The 22,599-nt window shown below is 61.9% G+C and carries 19 protein-coding genes and 2 tRNA genes; 7 read left to right on the top strand and 14 right to left on the bottom strand.

Features of this window, described 5'->3' with window-relative positions:
• Positions 1–3 precede the first annotated feature (3 nt).
• Both GJA_RS03980 and GJA_RS03975 read right to left on the bottom strand, forming a co-directional pair.
• Positions 4–1,068, bottom strand: a complete 1,065-nt coding sequence (locus GJA_RS03980; RefSeq protein ID WP_038489045.1) for a carbonic anhydrase — start codon at positions 1,066–1,068, stop codon at positions 4–6.
• 167 nt (positions 1,069–1,235) lie between these two features.
• The gene (locus GJA_RS03975) at positions 1,236–1,892 is read right to left on the bottom strand and encodes a VTT domain-containing protein (protein WP_038489043.1); all 657 of its coding nucleotides are present in this window, start codon (positions 1,890–1,892) and stop codon (positions 1,236–1,238) included.
• 373 nt (positions 1,893–2,265) lie between these two features.
• On the opposite strand from GJA_RS03975, the gene GJA_RS03970 reads away from it, so the two are divergent.
• The 6 genes from GJA_RS03970 to GJA_RS03945 all read left to right on the top strand — a co-directional run bounded on the left by GJA_RS03970 (position 2,266) and on the right by GJA_RS03945 (position 7,608).
• Positions 2,266–3,177: a peptidylprolyl isomerase gene (locus GJA_RS03970; RefSeq protein WP_038489041.1), complete on the top strand. Its 912-nt coding sequence runs from the start codon at positions 2,266–2,268 to the stop codon at positions 3,175–3,177.
• A 51-nt stretch (positions 3,178–3,228) separates the two neighbouring features.
• On the top strand, positions 3,229–5,202 hold the full coding sequence (gene mutL / locus GJA_RS03965; protein ID WP_038489039.1) for a DNA mismatch repair endonuclease MutL: 1,974 nt from the start codon (positions 3,229–3,231) through the stop codon (positions 5,200–5,202).
• A 30-nt stretch (positions 5,203–5,232) separates the two neighbouring features.
• A complete protein-coding gene (gene miaA / locus GJA_RS03960; protein WP_038489038.1) occupies positions 5,233–6,189 on the top strand; it encodes a tRNA (adenosine(37)-N6)-dimethylallyltransferase MiaA in 957 nt (318 codons plus the stop codon).
• A 90-nt stretch (positions 6,190–6,279) separates the two neighbouring features.
• Positions 6,280–6,356: transfer RNA gene (locus GJA_RS03955), tRNA-Met, on the top strand.
• Between the two features lie 83 nt (positions 6,357–6,439).
• Positions 6,440–6,516 (top strand) — tRNA-Met (locus GJA_RS03950).
• A gap of 216 nt (positions 6,517–6,732) precedes the next feature.
• Positions 6,733–7,608, top strand: coding sequence for an NAD(P)-dependent oxidoreductase (locus GJA_RS03945; protein ID WP_038489037.1), 876 nt, complete (start codon positions 6,733–6,735; stop codon positions 7,606–7,608).
• Positions 7,609–7,663: 55 nt separating this feature from the next.
• Here GJA_RS03945 and GJA_RS03940 read toward each other — a convergent pair whose 3' ends face one another.
• From GJA_RS03940 to GJA_RS03905, 8 genes are all read right to left on the bottom strand, one after another.
• A complete protein-coding gene (locus GJA_RS03940) occupies positions 7,664–7,987 on the bottom strand; it encodes a helix-turn-helix domain-containing protein (RefSeq protein ID WP_144241668.1) in 324 nt (107 codons plus the stop codon).
• Positions 7,988–8,170: 183 nt separating this feature from the next.
• A complete protein-coding gene (locus tag GJA_RS03935; RefSeq protein ID WP_038489034.1) occupies positions 8,171–9,472 on the bottom strand; it encodes an MFS transporter in 1,302 nt (433 codons plus the stop codon).
• A 532-nt stretch (positions 9,473–10,004) separates the two neighbouring features.
• The gene (locus tag GJA_RS03930) at positions 10,005–10,331 is read right to left on the bottom strand and encodes a thioredoxin family protein (RefSeq protein WP_038498628.1); all 327 of its coding nucleotides are present in this window, start codon (positions 10,329–10,331) and stop codon (positions 10,005–10,007) included.
• Between the two features lie 126 nt (positions 10,332–10,457).
• Positions 10,458–11,153 (bottom strand): fumarylacetoacetate hydrolase family protein, encoded by a 696-nt coding sequence (locus tag GJA_RS03925; RefSeq protein ID WP_038489032.1) that lies wholly within the window; start codon positions 11,151–11,153, stop codon positions 10,458–10,460.
• 96 nt (positions 11,154–11,249) lie between these two features.
• Complete coding sequence (locus GJA_RS03920) at positions 11,250–12,530, bottom strand: MFS family transporter (RefSeq protein ID WP_038489030.1); 1,281 nt, start codon at positions 12,528–12,530, stop codon at positions 11,250–11,252.
• A gap of 80 nt (positions 12,531–12,610) precedes the next feature.
• Positions 12,611–13,813: a 3-oxoadipyl-CoA thiolase gene (gene pcaF / locus GJA_RS03915; RefSeq protein WP_038489029.1), complete on the bottom strand. Its 1,203-nt coding sequence runs from the start codon at positions 13,811–13,813 to the stop codon at positions 12,611–12,613.
• 12 nt (positions 13,814–13,825) lie between these two features.
• Entirely contained in the window at positions 13,826–14,485 is a 660-nt protein-coding gene (locus tag GJA_RS03910; RefSeq protein WP_422567902.1) for a 3-oxoacid CoA-transferase subunit B, read from the bottom strand.
• Positions 14,486–14,498: 13 nt separating this feature from the next.
• Positions 14,499–15,206: a 3-oxoacid CoA-transferase subunit A gene (locus GJA_RS03905; RefSeq protein ID WP_038489026.1), complete on the bottom strand. Its 708-nt coding sequence runs from the start codon at positions 15,204–15,206 to the stop codon at positions 14,499–14,501.
• A 195-nt stretch (positions 15,207–15,401) separates the two neighbouring features.
• Between GJA_RS03905 and GJA_RS03900 the strand changes: the two genes are divergently transcribed.
• Positions 15,402–16,226 (top strand): IclR family transcriptional regulator domain-containing protein, encoded by an 825-nt coding sequence (locus GJA_RS03900; RefSeq protein ID WP_038489024.1) that lies wholly within the window; start codon positions 15,402–15,404, stop codon positions 16,224–16,226.
• Here GJA_RS03900 and GJA_RS03895 read toward each other — a convergent pair whose 3' ends face one another.
• The 4 genes from GJA_RS03895 to GJA_RS03880 form a co-directional block, all read right to left on the bottom strand.
• Positions 16,227–18,473, bottom strand: coding sequence for a CehA/McbA family metallohydrolase (locus GJA_RS03895; RefSeq protein WP_038489022.1), 2,247 nt, complete (start codon positions 18,471–18,473; stop codon positions 16,227–16,229). It lies immediately after the preceding gene.
• Between the two features lie 85 nt (positions 18,474–18,558).
• The gene (locus GJA_RS03890; protein WP_242404443.1) at positions 18,559–20,802 is read right to left on the bottom strand and encodes a TonB-dependent receptor; all 2,244 of its coding nucleotides are present in this window, start codon (positions 20,800–20,802) and stop codon (positions 18,559–18,561) included.
• A 471-nt stretch (positions 20,803–21,273) separates the two neighbouring features.
• Positions 21,274–22,134 (bottom strand): ChaN family lipoprotein, encoded by an 861-nt coding sequence (locus tag GJA_RS03885; RefSeq protein WP_038489020.1) that lies wholly within the window; start codon positions 22,132–22,134, stop codon positions 21,274–21,276.
• A 116-nt stretch (positions 22,135–22,250) separates the two neighbouring features.
• The gene (locus GJA_RS03880; protein WP_081905238.1) at positions 22,251–22,592 is read right to left on the bottom strand and encodes an ArsR/SmtB family transcription factor; all 342 of its coding nucleotides are present in this window, start codon (positions 22,590–22,592) and stop codon (positions 22,251–22,253) included.
• Positions 22,593–22,599: the final 7 nt, after the last annotated feature.

Below are 22,599 nucleotides of genomic sequence, written 5' to 3'. Positions count from 1 at the left end.
CACTCAGTTCGATTCCTTGATGACGCGGCCGTTGCTGTTCTGGATGGGCCGCACATTGAAGGGATACAGCCGGCTGAACAGCGCCATCTGGTCCGGCGACGCCTGCTGCGGCTGTTTCATCACCATCCACAGCACGCCCTCGGTGCAGGGCGGCTCGGTCATCGAGCCCATGTAGGTGAAATAGTCGCGCTTCTGCGGCAGCAGTTCGGCCGGATCGAGCACGATCGCCGGCGTCACCAGCTCCTTTTTCTCCAGCGGCAGATTGTTCCACACGGTCTGGATGGTGCTTTGCGGGTTGCCACGCTCCAGCAAAATCGCCAGCATCGCCAGCTTGCCTTGCCCATCGCGGTGCACCAGGTGCACCACCATTTCATAGCCCTTGCCGTTGATGCGCTCTTCCGACGGACGGTGGAAGTGGAACTGCACCAGCTCGTACATATGGTTTTGCACGGTGATGTAATTGCCGCTGCCGACCGTCACCAGGATGGTGTGGCCATTGTCGATGACGGTGAACGACGACGGCTTGTAGTCGAAGCTGATCTGCTCCAGGTCGACCTTCATGCCGTCGCGGAGATCGATCGGCGACTGGCGCGTGCCGTTGCCGCACTGGGCCCAGCTGGAATTGATCTTGCCCCAGTTGTCCGGCCCGGTATCGCCCTCATACGACCAGTCGGTGCTTTGCGGGACCGGCGGCGGCACCGGCGCGGCGGCGCGCGCCGCGGCGGCCGCCGTCGCCGCCTTGCGGGCCTTGGCGGCATGCGCCGCGCGGGCGGCCTGGTTGGCGCGCATCTCGGCCAGGCGCGCGGCGATCTTGGCCGATAAATCCAGTTCGGACTGATCTTCGGCGGCGCGCGCGGCGGCGGCGCTGGCGGCCGACGACCTTGGCGCGACAGGTTTCTTGACCGACTCGGTCAGGGTCTTGGCGGCGGCGGCCTTGGCGGCGGCGCTGGCCGGTGCCGACGCACTGGCGGCAGCCGAAGCCGACGCGCTACCGGGGGCGGGCACATCGTTGGCGCTCGCCGTCATCATGGCAAGGCTGCAAACCAGCAGGGCGCTCAAATTACGCATGGGATTCCAGAAAGGGTCGATTACCTTCTGGTATACGGCTGTTACATGCTAAAACTTGAATTTTGACATGAATGCCAGAGGAAAATGGTGCGGAAATAATGGCAGAAAACGGAAACAAAATCGCCGGGCCGGGCCGGCTGCGGACTGTGCCGCAGCCTATCGCCCGCTCAGGTTCCAGCTTTACGGGTGGTCATCTTTTTGTACAATTTCCACAAGCCGCCCAGCGCGATCGGCACTACCGCCACGCCGACGCCGAACAGCACGATCAGCGTCAGATGGTCGCGGATCATCGGGATATTGCCAAAGAAGTAGCCAGCCGTCACCAGGCCGACCACCCACAGTATCGCACCGCTGATGTTATACATCTGGAAGCGCGCATGGGTCATGTCGGACACGCCGGCGACCAGCGGGGCAAAAGTACGCACCACCGGCACGAAGCGCGCCAGGATGATGGTCTTGCCGCCATGCTTGTCGAAGAAATCGTGGGTACGGCGCAGCGCATCCTTGTTGATCCAGCGGTAATCGTGGGTAAATACCCGGTGCCCGATCGCCTCGCCTATCCAGTAATTGAGCGTATTGCCGGTAATCGCCGCCGTCACCAGCAACGCCATCAACAGGCCGAGATGCATTTCCCCGGTCGCGCAAAAAGCGCCGGCGATAAACAGCAGCGTATCCCCCGGGAAGAAAAACAGCACCACCAATCCGGTTTCGCAAAAAATAATCGCGAACAGCACGGCGTACACCAGGGTGCCGTATTGCGCGATCAGGACGCCAAGTGTCTTGTCGACATGAACGATCATGTCAAGGAATTGCACAAAATCCATAAATTTTCCCTAAAGGTTGCGGCGGAATCATACACCACGGCAGGCGCCCAACGGCGCAATGGCCGTGATATTTTGTGATTAAGAGCCTATCCCAGTAGTGAGCGTCTTGTTCTGGCCGCGCATCAGGAGCGCGGACCAGGCGTGAGGAGGAAGCGTGGCGAGCCACGCGACGACGATCAACGCAGTCCCCGTTCCTGAGGGGCGCCAGAAGAGGGCGTATTCATCTACTGGGATAGGCTCTAAATGCGCGGCACATCAAACCGCCGGCCAGCCTTTCCGACAACGACCTTTGCCAACTTTACATTGTTCCGTATTAAGATTACTTAAAGTACCCTTTAATTAACAAACAGCCTTAGCTTCTGGAGATTTCCGCATGACTGCATTCAGAACTTGTTCCGCCATCGCCATGCTGCTCGCCATCCACTGCGCGCAAGCCGCCGATGCGCCCGTCAAGGCCAGCGTGGCCGACCTGATCAAGGCGTCCAGGCCGTCCGACTGGCGCCCGCTCGACCCCGACAACACCTTGTACATGGAGATTCCGGGCGGCCGGGTGGTGATTGAAATGGCGCCGGCCTTTGCGCCCAACCATGTCGCCAACATCAAGGCGCTGGTGCGCGAGCGGTATTTCGACGGCCTGGCGATCGTGCGCGCGCAAGACAACTGGGTGGTCCAATGGGGCGATCCGAATGAAACAGAGCCGAAGCCGATGAAGACGGCGCAACGCACGCTGCCCGGCGAATTCACCGTGCCGCTGAAAAACGATCGCCACTTCACCCGCTTGCCGGACCGCGACGGCTATGCGCCGCAAGTGGGCCATTCGAACGGTTTCCCGTCGGCGCGCGATCCGAAAAGCGGCCGCGCCTGGCTGACCCATTGTTATGGCGCCGTCGGCGTCGGACGCGACAATGGCAGCGACAGCGGCGGCGGCGCCGAGCTGTACGCCGTCATCGGCCATGCGCCGCGCCACCTGGACCGCAACATCACCGTGGTCGGCCGGGTGGTGTCCGGCATGCCGCTGCTGTCGACGCTGCCGCGCGGCACTGCGCCGATGGGCTTTTACGACACGCCGGACAAGAACGTGCCGATCAAGGCGATACGGCTGGCCGCCGACGTGCCGCAAGCCGAACGCAGCAAGCTGGAAGTGATGCGCACCGATAGCGCCGCCTACCAGGCGGTGGTGGAAGCGCAGCGCAACCGCGGCGGGCCATGGAACAAAGTCCCGGCCGGCTATATCGAACTATGCAACGCGCCGATCCCGGTGCGCGAACCAGCCGTCCGCCACTAATTGAAACCGGCCGGCTGCAGGCGCGCCGGCCAAAACGCTATAATCCGTACCATGAACGCTCCCATGACGCCCCATCGCCCGATCCAGGCCCTGCCCGACCAGTTGATTTCCCAAATCGCCGCCGGCGAGGTGGTCGAACGGCCGTCGGCGGTGGTCAAGGAATTGCTGGAAAACGCACTCGACTCGGGCGCCACCCAGATCACGGTGCGGCTGGAGGAAGGCGGCGTCAAGCGCATCGCCATCACCGACAATGGCCGCGGCATCGCCCCCGAACAGCTGCCGCTGGCCCTGGCGCGCCATGCCACGTCGAAAATCGCCAGCCTGTCGGACCTGGAAAACGTCGGCACGCTGGGTTTTCGCGGCGAGGCGCTGGCGTCGATCGCCTCGGTCGCGGCGGTCACCATCACCTCGCGCACGGCCGACGCCGCCCACGCGTGGGAAATCGTCGGTTCGCACCATGGCGACGTGACGCCGTCGTCCGGCGCCTGCGGCACCACGGTCGACGTGCAAGACCTGTATTTCAATACGCCGGCGCGCCGCAAGTTCCTGAAGTCCGAACAAACCGAATACGGCCATTGCGCCGAGGTGGTACGGCGCATCGCGCTGGCGCGGCCCGACGTATCGTTTGCGCTGAGCCACAACGGCCGCGCCATCGACCAGTGGAACATCAGCGAAATGGCCAAGCGCAGCGCCCACATCCTCGGCAACGACTTTGCCGAGGCGCGGCTGGCGCTCGATGAAACGGCCGGCCCGCTGCGCCTGCACGGCTTTGCCGGCTTGCCGACCGCCTCCAAGACGCGCGCCGACGGCCAGTTCTTTTACGTCAACGGCCGCTTCGTGCGCGACAAGCTGCTGGTGCACGCGGTGCGCGCCGCCTATGAAGACGTCTTGCACGCCGACCGTTTCCCGTCGTATGTGCTGGCGCTCGACCTCGACCCGGCGCTGGTCGACGTCAACGTCCATCCATCGAAAATCGAAGTGCGCTTCCGCGACAGCCGCTCGGTGCACCAGTTCGTGTTCCACGCGGTGCAGCGCGCGCTGGCGCAAACCTCGGCCACCGCGTTCGGCAGCGTGCCGTCGCCGCAACCGGCGGCCGATGGCGGCTTCGGCCACGGCGGCAGCGGCGGCGGCGCTGGTGCCAGTGGCGGCGGCAACGGTGGCGGTGGCGGTGGTGGTGGCGGTGGCAACTGGCGCCGCGAACAGACCCAGACCTCGTTCGGCCCGCAATTCAGCAATACCTTCTCGCCGTCGCCATTCGGGCCATCGAAACCGTTCCTCGGCGGCGGCCTGGCCGGCGTGGCGCAAAGCAGCGCCAACTATGGCGCGCTGTTCAGCGGCGACGCCGCGAGCGAGCGCCCGGGCATGCCGCCGGCGACGATCCAGCAAGCCGAACCCTATATCGCGTCGCCGCAAGCGATGGCGCAGGAAGAATATCCGCTCGGCTTCGCGCTGGCGCAATTGCACGGCATTTACATCCTGGCGCAAAACACCAAGGGACTGGTGCTGGTCGACATGCATGCGGCGCACGAACGGATCCTGTACGAACAATTGAAAAACGCGCTGCAAGCCCAGGTATCCGGCCACGCCATGCAGGTGCAGGCGCTGCTGATCCCGGTCACCTTCTACGCCGACGCGATCGAAGTGAGCACCGTCAATGAAAACCAGGACACCTTGACGGCGCTCGGGTTCGACATCGCCGCGCTGTCGCCGACCACGCTGGCGGTGCGCTCGGTGCCGACGCTGCTGAAAAACGCCGACGCCCAGACGCTGGCGCGCGACGTGCTGCGCGACGTGCGCGAATACGGCGGTTCGCGGGTGCTGATCGAACGGCAAAATGAATTGCTCGGCACGCTGGCCTGCCACACGGCGGTGCGCGCCAACCGCATCCTGTCGGTGCAGGAAATGAACGCCCTGCTGCGCCAGATGGAAAGCACCGAACGGGCCGACCAATGCAATCACGGCCGCCCGACCTGGGTGCAGGTGGACATCGGCGCACTGGACAAACTGTTCTTGCGCGGCCAATAAAAAAGATGAAGTAACAAGACAAAGTATTGAATGACAAACACAGCAACACTACCGCTGGCGCTCGCCATCATGGGGCCGACCGCGTCCGGCAAGACCGCCGCCGCGCTGGCCATCGCCGAAAAAATCCCGTCTGAAATCATTTCGGTCGATTCGGCGCTGGTGTATCGCGGCATGGATATCGGCACCGCCAAGCCGAGCAAGGAAGAACAGGCCAGCGTGCCGCACCACCTGATCGACATCATCGACCCGCTCGATGCGTATTCGGTGGCGCAATTTCGCAAGGACACGCTGCGGCTGGTGGCCGACATCGCCGGGCGCGGCAAACTGCCGCTGCTGGTCGGCGGCACCATGCTGTATTTCAAGGGCCTGGCCGACGGGCTCGACGAATTGCCGGGCGCCGATCCGGTGCTGCGCGCCACGCTGGAAGCCGACGCGGCGCTGGTCGGCTGGCCGCTCATGCACCAGCGGCTGGCCCAGCTCGACCCGGCCACCGCCGCGCGGCTGGCACCGAACGACGCGCAGCGCATCCAGCGTGCGCTGGAAATCATCGCGCTGTCCGGCAAGCCGATGTCGACCTTGCTGGCGCTGCGCGAAAAAACTGTCTTGCCCTTCAATCTGGTATCGTTCGCGCTGGAACCGTCGGACCGAGCCGTGCTGCACCAGCGCATCGCCAGGCGCTTCGACCTGATGCTGGAAAACGACGCGCTGCTCGACGAGGTCGACCATTTGCGGCGGCGCGGCGACTTGCATCCCGGCTTGCCGTCGATGCGCTGCGTCGGCTACCGCCAGGCCTGGGATTACCTGGACGGCCATATCGACCGCGCGGCCTTGCGCGACACCGGCATCATCGCCACCCGCCAACTGGCGAAGCGGCAATTGACATGGCTGCGCTCGATGCCGGAGCGCATCGTCATCGATTGCCTGGAGTCCGATCCGGCGGCGGCCATGCTGGCCCGGCTGGAAGCCTTGAGAGTGACCGCAAAGTAATGAATAAATCAGCAAAGCGCGAAAAATCGCGGAATTTTCAGCACTTGTCTTGACAACATAAAGTGAAGACCGGATAATGCTCGGCTGTTGGGTGATATAGCTCAGTTGGTTAGAGCACAGCATTCATAATGCTGGGGTCGGTGGTTCAAGTCCACCTATCACCACCAAAGAACAATCATCGATGGTCCAGCCGATATTATGACTGGGCCATTTATGTTTTAAAGCGCATCCGGATCAAACCGGTCTGTAAGGTGATATAGCTCAGTTGGTTAGAGCACAGCATTCATAATGCTGGGGTCGGTGGTTCAAGTCCACCTATCACCACCAGGATTCAAGAAAAATGGCCAGTCCCGTTATGCGGAACTGGCCATTTTTTTCGCCTGCCCACTTTTATTATCATCCTTGCAATCCACTCCTGCGTCGCGGAAGATCTGTCCGTATCCTGATATGCTTACCGCTCGGTAAGAACATTGCACGATAACAAACCGGTGCCAGCCCGGACACATTCGAATACCCACCAACGCACTATCGGAGTTTATTATTATGCATATCGGATTTATCGGGATTGGTTCCATGGGCAAAGGGATGGTGCCCAACTTGCTCAAGGCAGGCCATCAACTCAGTATCTGGAATCGCAGCCCGGAACCGCTGGAAGAAATGAAAAAGCTGGGCGCAGTGGTGGTCGATACACCGCAGCAGGCGTTCGATGCCGACGTGGTCATCACCATGCTGTCGGACGACAATGTGACGCGCCAAATCGTCATCGACAGCGGCGCGCTGGCGTCAGCCAAACCGGGCTTGATTCACCTGAGCATGGCAACCCTATCGGCCGCCCTGACCATCGAACTAAGCGAACTGCATGAAAAAGCGGGCGTGGCCTATATCGCCGCACCGGTGTTTGGCCGCAACAACCTGGCCGCCGCCGGCACCTTGAATATCGCCGTCGCCGGCCCGCAGCAAGCGATCGACAAGGTGCAGCCGCTGCTCGATATGATGGGCCAGAAAACCTGGCCGATGGGCGACCAGCCGGTACAGGCGGCCATCTTGAAAATTTCCGCCAATATGATGCTGGGCTGCGCCATCGAAGCATTGGGCGAAGCGATGGCGCTGACGCAGAGTTATGGCATCGCCAACGAAAGCATGGTCGATTTTGTCACCAATACCCTATTTGCGTCGCCGGCCTACAAAATCTACGGTCCGCTGATTAGCCAGCGCACAGTGGAGCAGCCAAGCTTCACCTTGCGCCTGGGCTTGAAGGATTGCAACTTGGCGCTGAAGGCTGGCGAGGCGCACGATGTGCCATTGCCCTTCGCCAGCGTGCTGCGCGACAACTTCTTGCAAGCCTTGGCGGCCGGCGACGGCGGCAAGGATATTTCGATGCTCGGGGTACACGCGATCAAGCGTTCGGGCCAGCAGTAGGCGCCAGATCAGCGCGTCCCGCAGACCGGCGGCATGGCTGCGCCGGTCAATACGCTCAAATCAGTTGCAGCACCAATTTCTTGCCGCAAGCCTGGGCATATTTCCTCAGCGTGGCAAAGGACGGCGAATATTTTTCGCTGCGCAGCGACGCTTCCAGACGCGACACCGCGCTCTTGGTGGTGCCCATCTTTTGCGCCAGCTGCTCCTGCGTCAAGCCAGCCTGCTGACGCGCCGTCAACAACGCATCCAGCACGCCATATTCCTCTTCCAGCGCGCTCCATGCCTGTTCAAAACCGGGACGCAAGCTGGCCTCTTCCAGCGCCGCACGCGTAACCGGATCCCCCTTCACACGCGCGCTATCAAACTGGCTCGCCCACATAAGCATGTGGGCACATTCGCCAACCTCGGTGAAAAATAAATGCTCACGATGAGAAGCACACTCTGCCAATATGCCACTGCTGGCGAACCGCCACCTTGATACCGCTGGCATGCGCTCCATGAAAAAAGGCCGCCGACATCACGCTGGCGGCCTTACGGGGCAATTCAGATAAACGCCGGAAACTTATTCAGCCCACGCTTCCTTGCCCTTCACCGGCTTGCCCACCAGCAGCAAGGCGATCAGCGTCAGCAAGGCGGCGCTCGACAGGTAATAACCGACATATTGCAGGCCATGATTGGTGGCCAGCCAGGTCGCCGCGTACGGCGCCAGCGAGGCGCCGAGGATGCCGGCCAGATTAAAAGTCAGCGACGAGCCGGTGTAGCGCACTTCGGCCGGGAACAGTTCCGACAGCATGGTGCCCAGCGGGCCGTACGTCATCCCCATCAAGCCCAGGCCGATAGACATGAACAGGGTCACTTCCCAGACATTGCCGGAACCGAACATCGGCGCCAGCACCAGGCCGAAGATGACAATCGCGGCCGATACCAGAATCAGCGTCAAACGGCGGCCGTGGCGGTCGGCCAGCACGGCCGACAGCGGTATCGTCAGCGCAAAGAACAGCACCGCGAACAATTGCAGGATCAGGAACTCCTTGCGCGTGAAACCCAGCTTGGTGGTACCCCAGCTCAAGGCGAACACCGTCATCAGGTAAAACAGCACGAAGGTGGCCATCGCGGCGATAGTGCCGAGCAGCAGCATGCGGCCATGGTCGCGGAACACGGTAGCGACCGGCAATTTGACGCGCTCGTTCTTTTCCAGCACTTTCTGGAACGCCGGGGTTTCCGTGATTTTCAGGCGCACATACAAACCGACGATAACCAGCAAGGCACTGGCCAGGAACGGAATGCGCCAGCCGTAGCTGAAGAATTGCGCATCGCTCAGCGTTTCGCTCAGCAGCAAAAAGATGCCGCCCGACAGGAAAAAGCCGATCGGCGCGCCCAGTTGCGGGAACATGCCATACCACGCGCGTTTGCCCGGCGGCGCGTTTTCGGTGGCCAGCAAGACCGCCCCGCCCCATTCGCCGCCCAGGCCGAGCCCCTGGCCGAAGCGGCACAGCGCCAGCAACAGCGGCGCGGCGGTGCCGATCATCGCGTAAGTCGGCAGCAAGCCGATGATGACGGTGGACAAGCCCATGGTCAGCAAGGCCGCGACCAGCGTGGCCTTGCGGCCGATGCGGTCGCCGAAGTGGCCGAACAGCGCCGAACCGACCGGCCGCGCGAAGAAGGCGATGGCAAACGTCGCCAGCGATTGCAGCACGGCGGCCGACGGGTCGCCAGCCGGGAAAAACAATTTCGGGAAGACCAGCACGGCGGCGGTCGCGTAAATATAAAAATCGAAGAATTCGATGGTGGTGCCGATCAGGCTGGCAAATAAAACGGTACCGGGTGAGTTCGCCTTGACGGCGCCGGCTTGATGCTTGCTCATTACTGCTCTCCTTGATTGGGAGTGATATGAAGGCCCCTGCATGCTCAGGGTTATTGTCAGTCAGGTCAGTCAGCTCAGTTTCATTCATGTGCACCGATCAGCGTGGTGTCTCCGCCTCGCTATCAACATCATATCCGCCACGCGCGTTACATGCAGTGCTTTTTTTGCAAAATAGAATGTATCCCGCGTAGCCGAAGGAAATCAGCCAGGCGCTGCTCGCGACACATGAAAACAGGGTCGGGTATCTGATTGAACAGATACGGCAAGGGAGTCGTCCGGGGATGGGAGACGTGTTCGGGCCAGCGATTGCATGACATACCGTGCCGACCGGCGCCAAGCGATCGCGGCGCGCGAACATTTGTGATGTACCGGCATGCCTGCGGCCAAGTGCGATCACTTGGCCGGCGAGTCTTGCGCCAACATCCGGTTCGGGATGCCGTCGATCTTGCTGTTACATTCATGATACCTGCCCGCTTGCCGTGCGGCAAGTGAGTCAGCAGTGAATAACGCGACGCAGGACGATGCCGGCGGCTCAGGCGGCGGGACGGATCAGCGCAAACGCGTCGCGGATCGCGCCGGCGTCGAGCGGACGCACCAGGCGCGCCACTTCGATGCCATCCTGCAGGAAGATCATGGTTGGCCACAGCTTGACGCGAAACGAGCGGCCCAGCGCGCGGCCGCTGCCGTCTTCGACCCGGAGATGGCGCACATCGGGATAATCGCTAAACACATGGGCCAGCACGGCTTCCGACGCACGGCAATGGCCGCACCAGCCGGCGCCGAATTCCAGCAGTGCCGGGCCGGGCAGCGCATCGATATCGGCCCGCGTCGGCTGGGCGCTGGCGTAGATGGTGCTCATCATGATGGGGAACCTCCTTAATTGGCATGCAACGATCATCAACAAAAAAACCCGCATCACTCATCATGAGCCATGCGGGTTTTGCCTGTCGTCCGATTGAACCGCTTGATACTCCGCTTGATACTCTTATACAAGCTTGACGCGCAACTCGCCCAGCCCGTCGATGGCGCCGACCAGCAAGTCGCCCTGGCTGACCGCCGCCACGCCTTCCGGCGTGCCGCTGAAGATCAGGTCGCCCGGCTGCAACTGGTACAGTGTCGACAGGATCGAAATCGTTTCAGCAACGTTCCAGATCAGCTTGCCGGTCGTGCTTGCCTGGCGCGGTTCGCCGTTGACGGTCAGCGAAATCGCCGCCGCGTCAACGGCGCCGGCGTCGGCCACCGGAAAGATCGGGCCGATCGGCGCCGAATAATCGAAACCCTTGCCGGTGCACCATGGACGGCCCAGTTTCTTCGCTTCGCCCTGCAAGTCGCGGCGCGTCATGTCCAGCCCGACCGCATAGCCCCACACATGCGACAGCGCGTCGGCGGTGCTGATGTCGCGCCCGCCCTTGCCGATCGCCACCACCAGTTCGATTTCATGGTGCAGATCGGCGGTCTGGCTCGGATAAGGCATGTTGCCGGTAGTGCCGGCCGCGACCGGCAATACGGCGTCGGCCGGTTTCATGAAAAAGAACGGCGCTTCACGGCCGGTATGGCCCATTTCCTTCGCATGCTCGACATAGTTACGGCCGACGCAATAAATCCGGTGTACCGGAAACCATGCCTCACTGCCGGCGACCGGCACCGCCGCCTGGACCGGCGTTTCGATTACATATTGCATATCAACTCCTGATGGCATTTTTTTCACAAGACAGTCAACAGGCAGGCGCTGCGCGGATCGGCCCGCCTGCCGTAGCCATATAGTACTGCAGCCAGCTTATTTCAGCAGGCCGGAGCGGCCCGGGTCCGGCATGCGGATCGCCACCAGCAGCGACAGCGCGCACATGATGGTGACATAGATATAAAAATAGTCTTCCACATGCATCGACTTGAACAGCAGCGCCACGTATTCGGCCGATCCGCCAAACGCCGCATTGGCCACCGCGTACGACAGGCCGACGCCCAGTGCGCGCACTTCGACCGGAAACATTTCGGCCTTGATCAAGCCGCTGATCGAGGTATAAAAACTGACGATCGCCAGCGCCAGCACGATCAGGCCGAACGCCGCGTACGGGTTGCTGATGTCTTTCAAGGTATGCATCACCGGCAATACGCACAAGGTCGACAAGGCGCCAAAGCACAACATCGAGGTGCGCCGGCCGATACGGTCCGAAATCGCGCCGAACAGCGGCTGCATCACCATGTAGACGAACAGCGCGCCGGTCATCACCGCGCTGGCGGTCTTGGTCTCCATGCCGGCCGTGTTGACCAGGTATTTCTGCATATAGGTGGTGAAGGTGTAAAAGATCAGCGAGCCGCCGGCGGTAAAGCCGAGCACGGTGATAAAGGCGCGCTTGTGCTTCAGCAAGCCGCGCAAGCTGCCGGCGTCCTTGTCCTTGCGCTCTTCGGCGGTGGTGGTTTCGGTCAGCGATTTACGCAGGTACAGCGAAATCAGCGCGGCGGCCGCGCCGAGCACGAACGGAATGCGCCAGCCCCAGGCGCGCAATTCTTCGACCGTCAGCAATTGCTGCAAGACCACCAGCACCAGCAGCGCCAGCAACTGGCCGCCGATCAGCGTCACGTACTGGAACGACGCAAAGAAACCGCGCTTGCCCGATTCCGACACTTCACTCATATAGGTTGCACTGGTGCCATATTCGCCACCGACCGACAAGCCCTGGAACAAACGCGCCACCAGCAGCAGGAACGGGGCGGCCGCGCCTATCGTCGCGTAGGTCGGCATCACGGCGATCATCAGCGAACCGCCGCACATCATCAGCACCGAAATCATCATCGATTGCTTGCGGCCGTATTTGTCGGCGATGCGGCCGAACAGCCAGCCGCCGACCGGTCGCATCAGGAAGCCGGCGGCAAAGATGCCGGCGGTTTGCAGCAATTGCGTGGTTGGATTACCTTCCGGGAAAAACGCGTGCGAAAAATACAGCGCGCAAAAGGAATAAATGTAAAAGTCGAACCATTCGACCAGGTTGCCGGACGAAGCGCCGATAATCGCCTTGATGCGCTGGCCCGACGTCAGGCTGGCGTAGGATGTTGTCATTTTTTGTCTCCCAGATATTGTTGTAGTAAATATGTCTTGAGAGCGCCTGGCAAAACATTCAGGCGCCCTCACTCAAAACCTCAAACCCGTTCCAGCACCAGCGCAATGCCCTGGCCGACGCCGATGCACATGGTGCACAGCGCATAGCGCCCGCCCGTGCGCTGCAACTGGTTAACCGCCGTCATGGCCAGCCGCGCGCCGGACGCGCCCAGCGGATGGCCCAGCGCAATCGCGCCGCCATTCGGGTTGACGCGCGGATCGGCGTCTTGCAAACCCAGCTGGCGCAGCACCGCCAGTCCCTGCGCGGCAAACGCTTCATTGAGTTCGATGACGTCGAAATCGTTCATGCTCAGGCCGGTCAACGCCAGCACCTTGCGGGTCGCGGCGACCGGGCCGATGCCCATCACGCGCGGCGCCACGCCGGCGGTCGCCATCGCCACCACGCGGGCTGCCGGTCTCAAGCCATGGCGCGCGGCGCTGGCTTCGTCGGCCAGCAGCAAGGCGGCGGCGCCGTCGTTGACGCCGGACGCATTGCCGGCGGTAATGCTGCCGTCCGGACGCACCACCGGCTTCAATTTGGCCAGCGTGTCCAGCGTGGTCGCGCGCGGATGTTCATCGCGGCTGACGATGAGCGGATCGCCCTTTTTCTGGGCGATCGACACCGGCGTGATTTCACTGTCGAACACGCCGGCCTGCTGCGCGGCCAGCGCCTTGAGCTGGCTGGCCAGTGCAAACTGGTCCTGGTCGGCACGGCTGATGCCGTAGTCGGCGGCGACGTTTTCCGCCGTTTCCGGCATCGTGTCGACGCCGTATTGCGCCTTCATCAACGGGTTGATGAAACGCCAGCCGATGGTGGTGTCTTCCATCTTGATGCCGCGCGCAAACGCACTGTCCGACTTGCCGACCACGAACGGCGCGCGGCTCATGCTTTCGACGCCGCCGGCGATCATCAAGCCCGCTTCGCCGCTCTTGATCGCGCGCGCCGCCGTGCCGATCGCATCCAGCCCGGAACCGCACAGGCGGTTGACGGTCACACCCGGCACCTCGAGCGGCAAGCCGGACAGCAGTGCGGCCATGCGCGCCACGTTGCGGTTGTCTTCGCCGGCCTGGTTGGCGCAGCCATAGATGACGTCGCCGACCGCGGCCCAGTCGACTTGCGGATGGCGCGCCATCAAGGCACGGATCGGCAATGCGCCCAGGTCGTCGGCGCGCACGCCGGACAGGCTGCCGCCGTAGCGGCCGAACGGGGTGCGTTGGCCGTCGCAAATAAAAGCGTGGTTCATATAGTTCCCAGGTTAGTTAGCTTGACGCGCGTCGCTGAGCGTCACGGCGGTGATGTCTTGCACGGCGTCGAAAGTCCAGCCATCGGCCAGTTCGATCACCGAGGCGCCGGACGGTCCCACGTCGATCACCGCCAGGTCGGTATAGATGCGGCTGACGCAGCCGATGCCGGTCAGCGGATAGGTGCAGGCCGGCACCAGCTTGCTGTCGCCGCCCTTGGTCAGGTGTTCCATCATCACATAGGTTTTCTTGGCGCCGATGGCCAGGTCCATCGCCCCGCCGACGGCCGGAATCGCATCCGCCGCGCCGGTATGCCAGTTGGCCAGGTCGCCGCCGGCCGATACCTGGAACGCGCCCAGCACGCACACGTCGAGGTGGCCGCCGCGCATCATCGCAAAACTGTCGGCGTGGTGGAAAAAGCTGCCGCCCGGCAACAAGGTGACCGGCTGCTTGCCGGCGTTGATCAAGTCGTAATCTTCATCGCCGGCGGCCGGCGCCGGCCCCATGCCGATCACGCCATTTTCGCTATGCAGCACAATTTCCAGGTCGGCCGGCAAATGGTTGGCCACCAGCGTCGGCAAGCCGATGCCGAGGTTGACCACCGCGCCATCCGGGATATCGCGCGCGACCCGCGCCGCCATCTGGTCCCGGCTCCATTTCATCCGTGTCGTCATCTCGTCCGCCATCTTATGCTCCCGCAGTAGTTTTGAATCCGGCCGGCCCGGTGGCGCTGCGCGGCACTTGCACCACGCGCTGCACGAACAGGCCGGGCGTGACGACGATTTCCGGATCGATCGCGCCCAGCTCGGCGATGTCATGCACCGACGCGATGGTCACCTTGGCGGCGCTGGCCATGATCGGGCCGAAATTGCGCGCCGTCTTGCGGTAAGTCAAATTTCCCCAGCGGTCGCCCCGCTCGGCCTTGATCAAGGCGAAGTCGGCGTGGATAGGCGCTTCCAGCACATACATGCGGCCACCGATTTCGCGGGTTTCCTTGCCCTTGGCCAGCTCGGTGCCGTAACCGGTCGGCGTGAAAAAGCCGCCGATGCCGGCGCCGGCGGCGCGGATGCGTTCGGCCAGATTACCTTGCGGCACCAATTCAAGTTCCAGCTTGCCGGCCCGGTACAAGGCGTCGAACACATGCGAATCGGCCTGGCGCGGGAACGAGCAAATGATCTTGCGCACCTGGCCGTTGTTCAGCAAGGCCGCCAGGCCGCTGTCGCCATTGCCGGCGTTGTTGTTGACGATCACCAACTCGCGCGCGCCTTGCGCGATCAAACCGTCGATCAATTCGGCCGGCTGGCCGGCGCCGCCGAAACCGCCAATCATGACCGTCGCGCCGTCGTGGATATCGGCCAGCGCCTCGGCCACGGACGGCAATAATTTATTAATCATGTGCTACTCCGGAAGAAAATCTGCTTGTCATTTTTCAGATTATTTGCTCATTCATTGTTCTTATAGCGAACAAATATTCGTATTTAGAACTATAGTAGCAGAATATTTGGCGATTTGTCTGCCGCCGATTGGCGACAAACCACGCGCTTTTGGCCCCCGTGGCTATAATCGCTACCTTAATGAAACGGAATATTCATGACCGATAGCAAGACTCCATCCGGCTCCGGCTTGCCTTCCAGCGACGCCGGCACGCCACGTCCCGGCGACAGCTACGTGCAATCGTTCGCGCGCGGGCTGGCGGTGCTGCGCAGTTTCGGCGCCGACGCCCCGGCGCAAACCTTGAGCGACGTGGCGGAACGCAGCGGCTTGACGCGGGCCGGCGCGCGCCGCATCTTGTTGACCTTGCTACATCTGGGATATGTGGAAGCGGACGGCCGTTTGTTCCGTCTGACGCCCAAAGTCTTGGATCTCGGTTACGCCTATCTGTCGTCGCTGCCGATCTGGACCCAGGCCCAGCCGGTGCTGGAAGAGTTGACGCAAAGCTTGCGCCAATCCTGTTCGGCAAGCGTGCTCGACGGCGACGACATCGTCTATGTGGTGCGCTTGTCGGCGCACAAGACCATGTCGATCAACCTCGGCATCGGCAGCCGCCTGCCCGCTTATTGCACCTCGATGGGCCGGGTGATGCTGGCCGGCCTGGCGCCGGAACAACTGCGCGAACGCTTGTCCAAAATGGCCTTGCTGAAATTGACGCCGCACACCGTGACCGACCAGCAACAATTGCTGGAAGAGATAGCCAAGGTGCGCCGCCAAGGCTGGAGCCTGGTGATCGAAGAACTGGAACAAGGCCTGGTGGCGCTGGCCGCGCCGGTGTTCGACCGCAGCGGCAAAGTCGTCGCCGCGATCAATGTCAGCGGCCAGGTCACCGGTCCGTCGATATCGCATTTGCTGGAACACACGCGGCCGAAGCTGCTGGCGACGGCGGACAAGGTCAGCGCGCTGGTGCGCATGCAGAAATAATTACGGCTTCTCGCCATCGACCCAGACCGGGTTGGTGTACGCCTTGCGGCCGTCGCGGTCTTCGACCACCAGCGCATACCAGCCAGCCGTCGACGACTGCGCGGCGAGCATGAAGTCGATGCGTTTGCTGCGCGTAACCTCATCGAACGACAAGCTGTCCAGCACCACACCGTCGGCGATCAGGTCGACCCGCTTGATACCGGCTAACGCTTGCACCTCGAAACCCAGCACCGCCGGCGGCTTGCTCAAATGCTCGCCAAACATGATGTCCGGAAAAATCAGCGGGCCATGGCTGATATAGGCGCGGCCAGCCTTCAATGCCGCGCTGAAACTGGCGGCAGTCAATTGACCGTCGACATGAGCAAAAGTGCGCACCCGGCCCGATTCATCGTTCCACACGTCATGCACGTCGGTGCCGCCGGCCAGGTAATACGGACGGCCGTGGTTCCAGTCGTCCCACAGTTTTTTCAAGACCTTGCCGTCGTCGCCCGGCACGCTGGCATTGATTTCGACCACGTCGTAGCCGGGATTCCAACCGCCCGGCGCGACCTGCTTATCCACACTGGCAAAGTAGCCGTAGGGAATGAACGGATGGTTCACCTGGATGATGCCGGCGCCCAGCCGGCGCGCTTCGGCAAAAATCTGCTCGACCGTCGCGGTGCTCATGTCGATCGCCAATTTTTGCCCGCCAGCCAGGGGATACGCGTTGAAATGTCCCCACGACGCCGACAATTCCATCGAACCGATCAACGGCATGCGGCGGCGCCCGGCGATACGCTGCAAGGCCGGCAGGTTGACCATCGTGTCATGGTCGCTGACAAACAGCAGATCCAGGCCGGCCGCCAGTTGCGAGCGGGCCAGGTCGGCCGGCGGCGTCACCGCCTCGGCCTGGTCCGCATGGTGATGCAGGTCGGCGCCAAACCAGCCGCGCGCCGCCGGGTCGGCAAACGGAATCAATGCGACCGGCACGCTTTGTTCGCTGCCGGCGGCGATATGCAGCGGGATGCTGGCCGGTTCGGACAGGAAACCGCCGCCCGCCGCCACCTTCAATACATAATCGCCGGGCGCCAGCGATAGGTCGGCCCGCCCCTTGCGTTCCAATTCAGTCAAAAAAGTCTTCTTGCCGAGAAACTCGACCACCGGCTGCTGCCCCTCGGCGATGACGATGCGCGCATCGAGCGGCTGGCCGCTTTGCCTGCCCTTGACGGCAACATGGAGCAAACCCGGCCCCTGCAATTGCTGGAAGTCTTGCGTCAGATCGGCGTCGCGGCCCACCGTCAGCGCCTGTTTCGCCGTTTGCCGATACCCCTTGGCGGTCGCATAAAAAACATAGTCGCCGGCCGGCAATTGCAGTTGATACCGCCCCTGCGGCGCGAGCGCCCAGCCATACGGCTTGCCGGATTTTTCGACCACCACCACCGCCTTCTGCACCGGCTTGCCATCGGCGCCGGACACCAGGCCATGCAGGCGACCGGCCGGCAACTGGCCACGCGCGATTTCAGCGCGCATCACCGGCGCCAGGTCGCCGCTGGCCCCGACTTGCAGCCAGCCGGAAAAGGTGCGGCTGGCGCCCGGCGCCAGCGTGTGCGACTGGTATAAATCCTTGGAGCCATATTCGACATGGTCGAAATACGACGCGTGCAAGGCAACGCTCCAGTCTTCGTCATAGGCCACCATCCGTTGCGCCAGCGCATGCGGCGCCGCGCCGCTGGCCGGCGCGCCCGGCACGCCGAACAAAAAGCCGCCTTTCGGCCAATACGTCAGGCCGGACAGCAAACCCATCAATTCCGTGTCGCCGCCATTCGTCATGACGGTCGAAATTTCGACCCGGTCGGCCTGGTCTTTCAAGGTGTACGTGGTGCTAATCGTCACCTTGCCCCAGTCGCGCACGGCCCGTATCACCACCTGTTGCGGGCCGCGTTCCAGGATCTCGATCTTTTGGTCGGTGTTGGGCCAGGCCGACCAGTTATTCGGAATAAAGTCGGCAAACACGGCGCGGTCGCGCCCGATCTTGCCCTTGTTCACCACTGCGACATCGACGATGGCGCCGCGCGGCACGCCATACGGCACCGGCGACGCGAGCGCCAGCGCAAACGCCAGCTTCTGGTTGATCACGGTGATATCGCCGGCCGCCCTGGCGTCGCCATCCGGTATCGGCGTCGGCCCGGTGACCAAGCGCACGGCGGCGCCCGCCAGCAACGGCAGGCTGAGCACCAGGAAAATCGCCATCTTGCAGAATTGCTTCATGATTGACTCGCTACCATCAACACAATACAAAAAAGCACGGCAAGAATCGCTTCCCGCCGTGCCTTGGTTTATTACCGGTTAAAAATTACAGCTTGCCGCTCAAGGTCAAGAATACCTGGCGCGGCGCACCGGCCAGCAAGGTGGCGAAGGTGCCGTTCGGATCGGACGCCTGGAAACCGTTGCTGCCGATGGTGCTGAAATACTGCTTGTCGAACAGGTTGCTGACGTTCAACTGCAGCGACACTTCCTTGAACGCGCCGACCGTCTTGAACTTGTAGCCGGCCGACAAGGTCGAGTTCCAGAACGACGGGACTTGCGCATCGTTGGTGTAGGTGTAATAACGCTTGTCGGTGTACTTGGCGCCGAGGCGGGTGAACCAGTCCGCATTTTCGTAGGACAATTCGGTATTGAACATCACGCGCGGCGCATCGACCACATCCTTGCCGGCCACGGCGACCAGCTTGCCGTTATCCGTGTAGTCCGATTTGTATTTCGAGCTGTTGTAGGTGAAGGAGTTGAACCACGACACATCGCGCGCCACTTTCCACACAGCCAGCGCTTCCAGGCCGCTGGTTTCGACCTTGCCGACGTTGACGATGGTGCTAGGGCAACCGACGATGCCGGCGCATGTCGCGATCGACAGTTGGCGATCCTTGAAGTCGGCGTAATACACGGCGATCGAACCTTGCACGGCGTCGCGCTTGAAGCGCATGCCGAGGTCGACGGTGGTCGAGGTTTCCGGTTTCAGCTGGCTGGAAGTCAAGTCGAACGCTTGCTGGGTTTGCGAAAACGGGCCGGTGATGCCAGGCTGGTAGGCACGCATATTGCGCGAGAACGAGGTGAAGATTTCATCGTTCCGGTTCAGGCGATAGGTGATGCCGGCTTGCGGCAAGAACGCCTTTTTCGCTTCGATATTGCCGGCGGCGCGGGTGCCGACCAGGTTGACGGCTTCGATCGCCACTTTCGGGCTCTTGAAGCCGAAATTCAGGCTCATCTTGTCATCCAGCAGCGACACCGTGTCTTGCACATAAAATTGGCGCGTGGTGGTGGTGAAGTCTTGCTTGAAGACGGTCGAGGTCGGGTTGCTCAAGAAATGATCTTGATACGTGCCGTCGGTGACCGCATAGAAATTGCGGGTCAGCGTGTGCAGGCTGCGTTCGCCCCAGAAACCGGCGTTGATCGTATGGTTGGCGACATCCCAGGTCAGGTCGCTGGTCACGCCGTCGCGGCCGATCGAATATTCGGTGGTGCGGATCGAGATCGGCACGGTCGCCGACGATGCATTGTACGGCGTGTACCAGTGGCCCTGGCCTTTGTTGTCATGGTGATAGATGGTGGTCTTCAACACGCTGGCCGGGGTCAGTTGCAAGTCCAGCGACACGCCGCCCAGGTTATCCTTGCGCAAGCCGCGGCCCAGGTAATACGCATCGTCCAGGCTGGTCACGCCGCCGGTGAAGATACCCTTGGCGGCGTTGACGGCGCGTTGCCAGTCCGGCGCATAGTTATCCCAGTTGTAACCGAGGCGCCTGGTCATGTCCAGCGACAAATCCTGGTAATCGACTTCGCTGCGGCTCGAGTAATTGTAGAAGCCGCTCAACTTGTTGTCGCCAAACGTGTGCACGAATTTGCTGTTGAACTGATCCTGGTCTTGCGGACCGTCGCCCTTCCATTTGTCCGAACGCATGCGGGTGCCGCTCAGGTAGAACTTGGTGCCGGTCGACAACAGGCCGCTATCGACGCGGACAAACGTGCGCGCAGTGCTGTCGCTGCCCAGCGTTTGCGAGGCGGTCACGCCCATCGTATCGGACGGGTCCAGCGTGTAGAACTGCACGGTGCCGCCGAGGTTGCTGGTCGAGGCGGTGCTCAGCGTACCGGCGCCTTGCGAGACGGCGACACGGCCGATGTTTTCCGACGAAATCGCACGGCTGATATGCAAGCCGTTGTTATTGCTGTAGCTCATGTCGCCGAGCGGCACGCCATCCAGCGTAAAGCCGAGCTGGCCTTGATTGAAGCCGCGGATGCTGAAACGGGTCGACCATTCATACGAACCGAACGGGTCGGCCGATTGGAAACTTACGCCTGGCAATTTTTCCAGCGCCAGCAACGGACTGGTGCCGGGTATCGTTTTTTGCAAGTCGGCACGGGTGATGTTTTGCACCTGGCGCGACTGGCCCTGGCCCGTCACTTCCACCACTTGCATGGCCGGGGCGGCGCCCTCGCCTGCCGGGGCATCGCCTGCCGGTGCGGCATGGGCGTAGCAGGCCAGCGCTTGCAGGACGATCAGGCACATCGGTTTCAAACTCAGCTTCAAACAATTACGCTGTTGCATGGAAATTCTCTCGTACAGTTGTGGGGAGGGGAGAAAACGGCGCAGGCCTGGCGCATGCAGTCATCGGCATTCATGCATGTCACAAACTCAACTGTGGCGGATTGTAGTGAGCCAATATGACGCAAGAATGACATTGCGCGAGATACAACACTCGGCAAAAAAAGAAGATGTGGAGGGGAAATTTACCGCACAATATTGCCCCGGCCGAATTGGCCGGCCGGGGTGACAGTAGCAAGAATACCTGGAGCGCCTGACAAAACGTTCAAGGCAAGACGATGCAAGACCGCCATCGGCGTGTTGTCGGTCGCTCTTAGAGCCTATCCCAGTAGATGAATACGCCCTCTTCTGGCGCCCCTCAGGAACGGGGACTGCGTTGATCGTCGTCGCGTGGCGCGCCACGCTTCCTTCTCACGCCTGGTCCGCGCTCCTGATGCGCGGCCAGAACAAGACGCTCACTACTGGGATAGGCTCTTATTTAACGTTGAATTTGGCGCAAGGGTCGGGCCGCTGCTGCGCCTTAATCAAATGCACCACATCGAACGCGGCCGCGTCATGCGGGCCGGCTTGTTCCAGGTACGCTACACTGCGTATCGTCAGCTTGGGAGCAATTTCATTGAGCCAGCGCGCGACGCCGAAATCCTTGCGCACGTGGCCATTGCCGGCGATCAGCACCACATCGTTCGGCGCCTGCGCGCGGATCAGCTTGGCCATCCAGATATCGCGCGCGATTTGTGCATGGACCATGCCGCCCACCATCATGTCGGGCAGCATATTGCAATGGCCGGCAATGATTTCCTTTTGCTGGCCCGCGACTATATCGGCCGGCAACGCATCGTTCAAGCGGTAAGCTTGCACGGCCGCCGCATCGAAGGTGGTTTTCACGCCGTCGCGCACGGTACGCGACGCATCGCTGCGCGACAGGTTGGCGGCGATCAGCGGCAAGCGATAAAAAATCGCCAGGTCGATGACCGGCTTGTACAGTTCCCAATCCCAGCCCTTGCCTTCCATGACGCGGATGACACAGCCGGCGTCCGGGCAATCCCGTTGCGCGCGGGTCAGCAAGGCCTGGTTTTCCTGGTCGAATTGTTCCATCGCGATGGCCGGATGCCAGCCCGCTTCGACCCGGCGCCGCAAATCGTCGAAACGCTCCTTGTGGCCTTGGGCATTGTCATGCACTTCGCCCAGCAGCAGCACTTGCGGATTCGGCAAGGCGGGTGCCGCGCGTGGTCCATCCGGCTGTTTTTTAAGGAATGAGCAAGCGCTCAAGGCCAAGGCGGAAAACAGCAAAACCAGTGTGGCGGACCAGCCGCGTCGTGTAGGTGTCGTCATCATGCGTCAGTACCGGGTCCCGGGTCGAGGTGGAAGATGGGACGATTGTATACCGCGCCGTGGCCACGCCATGGTTTACGCCGCTCCGGCCCATGGCGTGAAATGCAGGCTGTCGATGGTCATCGGCCGCGTTGCGGCACGGCTTGCACCGTGCAAAACTGGGTGTACAGCACTTGCAGCACGGCCAGCACATTGTCGCTGGCGACCCGGTAAAAAATCTGCTTGCCGTCGCGCCGCGTCGCCACCAGCATTTCCTCGCGCAGCACGCCCAGTTGCTGCGACAAACTGGGCTGGCCGATGCCGACCGCCTGCTCCAGTTCACTGACGCAATGTTCGCCCTGCAATAACTGACATAACAACAGCAGGCGGTCCGGATTGGCCATCGCCTTCAACAAGGCGCTGGCGCGGTCGGCGCAGCCGCGCATGGCGGTGAGATCAAAAGTGGCGGCGGCTGTACACATGATGGTT

The organism is Janthinobacterium agaricidamnosum NBRC 102515 = DSM 9628 (assembly GCF_000723165.1).
GTDB lineage: Bacteria > Pseudomonadota > Gammaproteobacteria > Burkholderiales > Burkholderiaceae_D > Janthinobacterium > Janthinobacterium agaricidamnosum.
The sequence above is the reverse complement of the archived record's forward strand: the minus strand, read 5'-3'. Positions and strand labels throughout refer to the sequence as shown.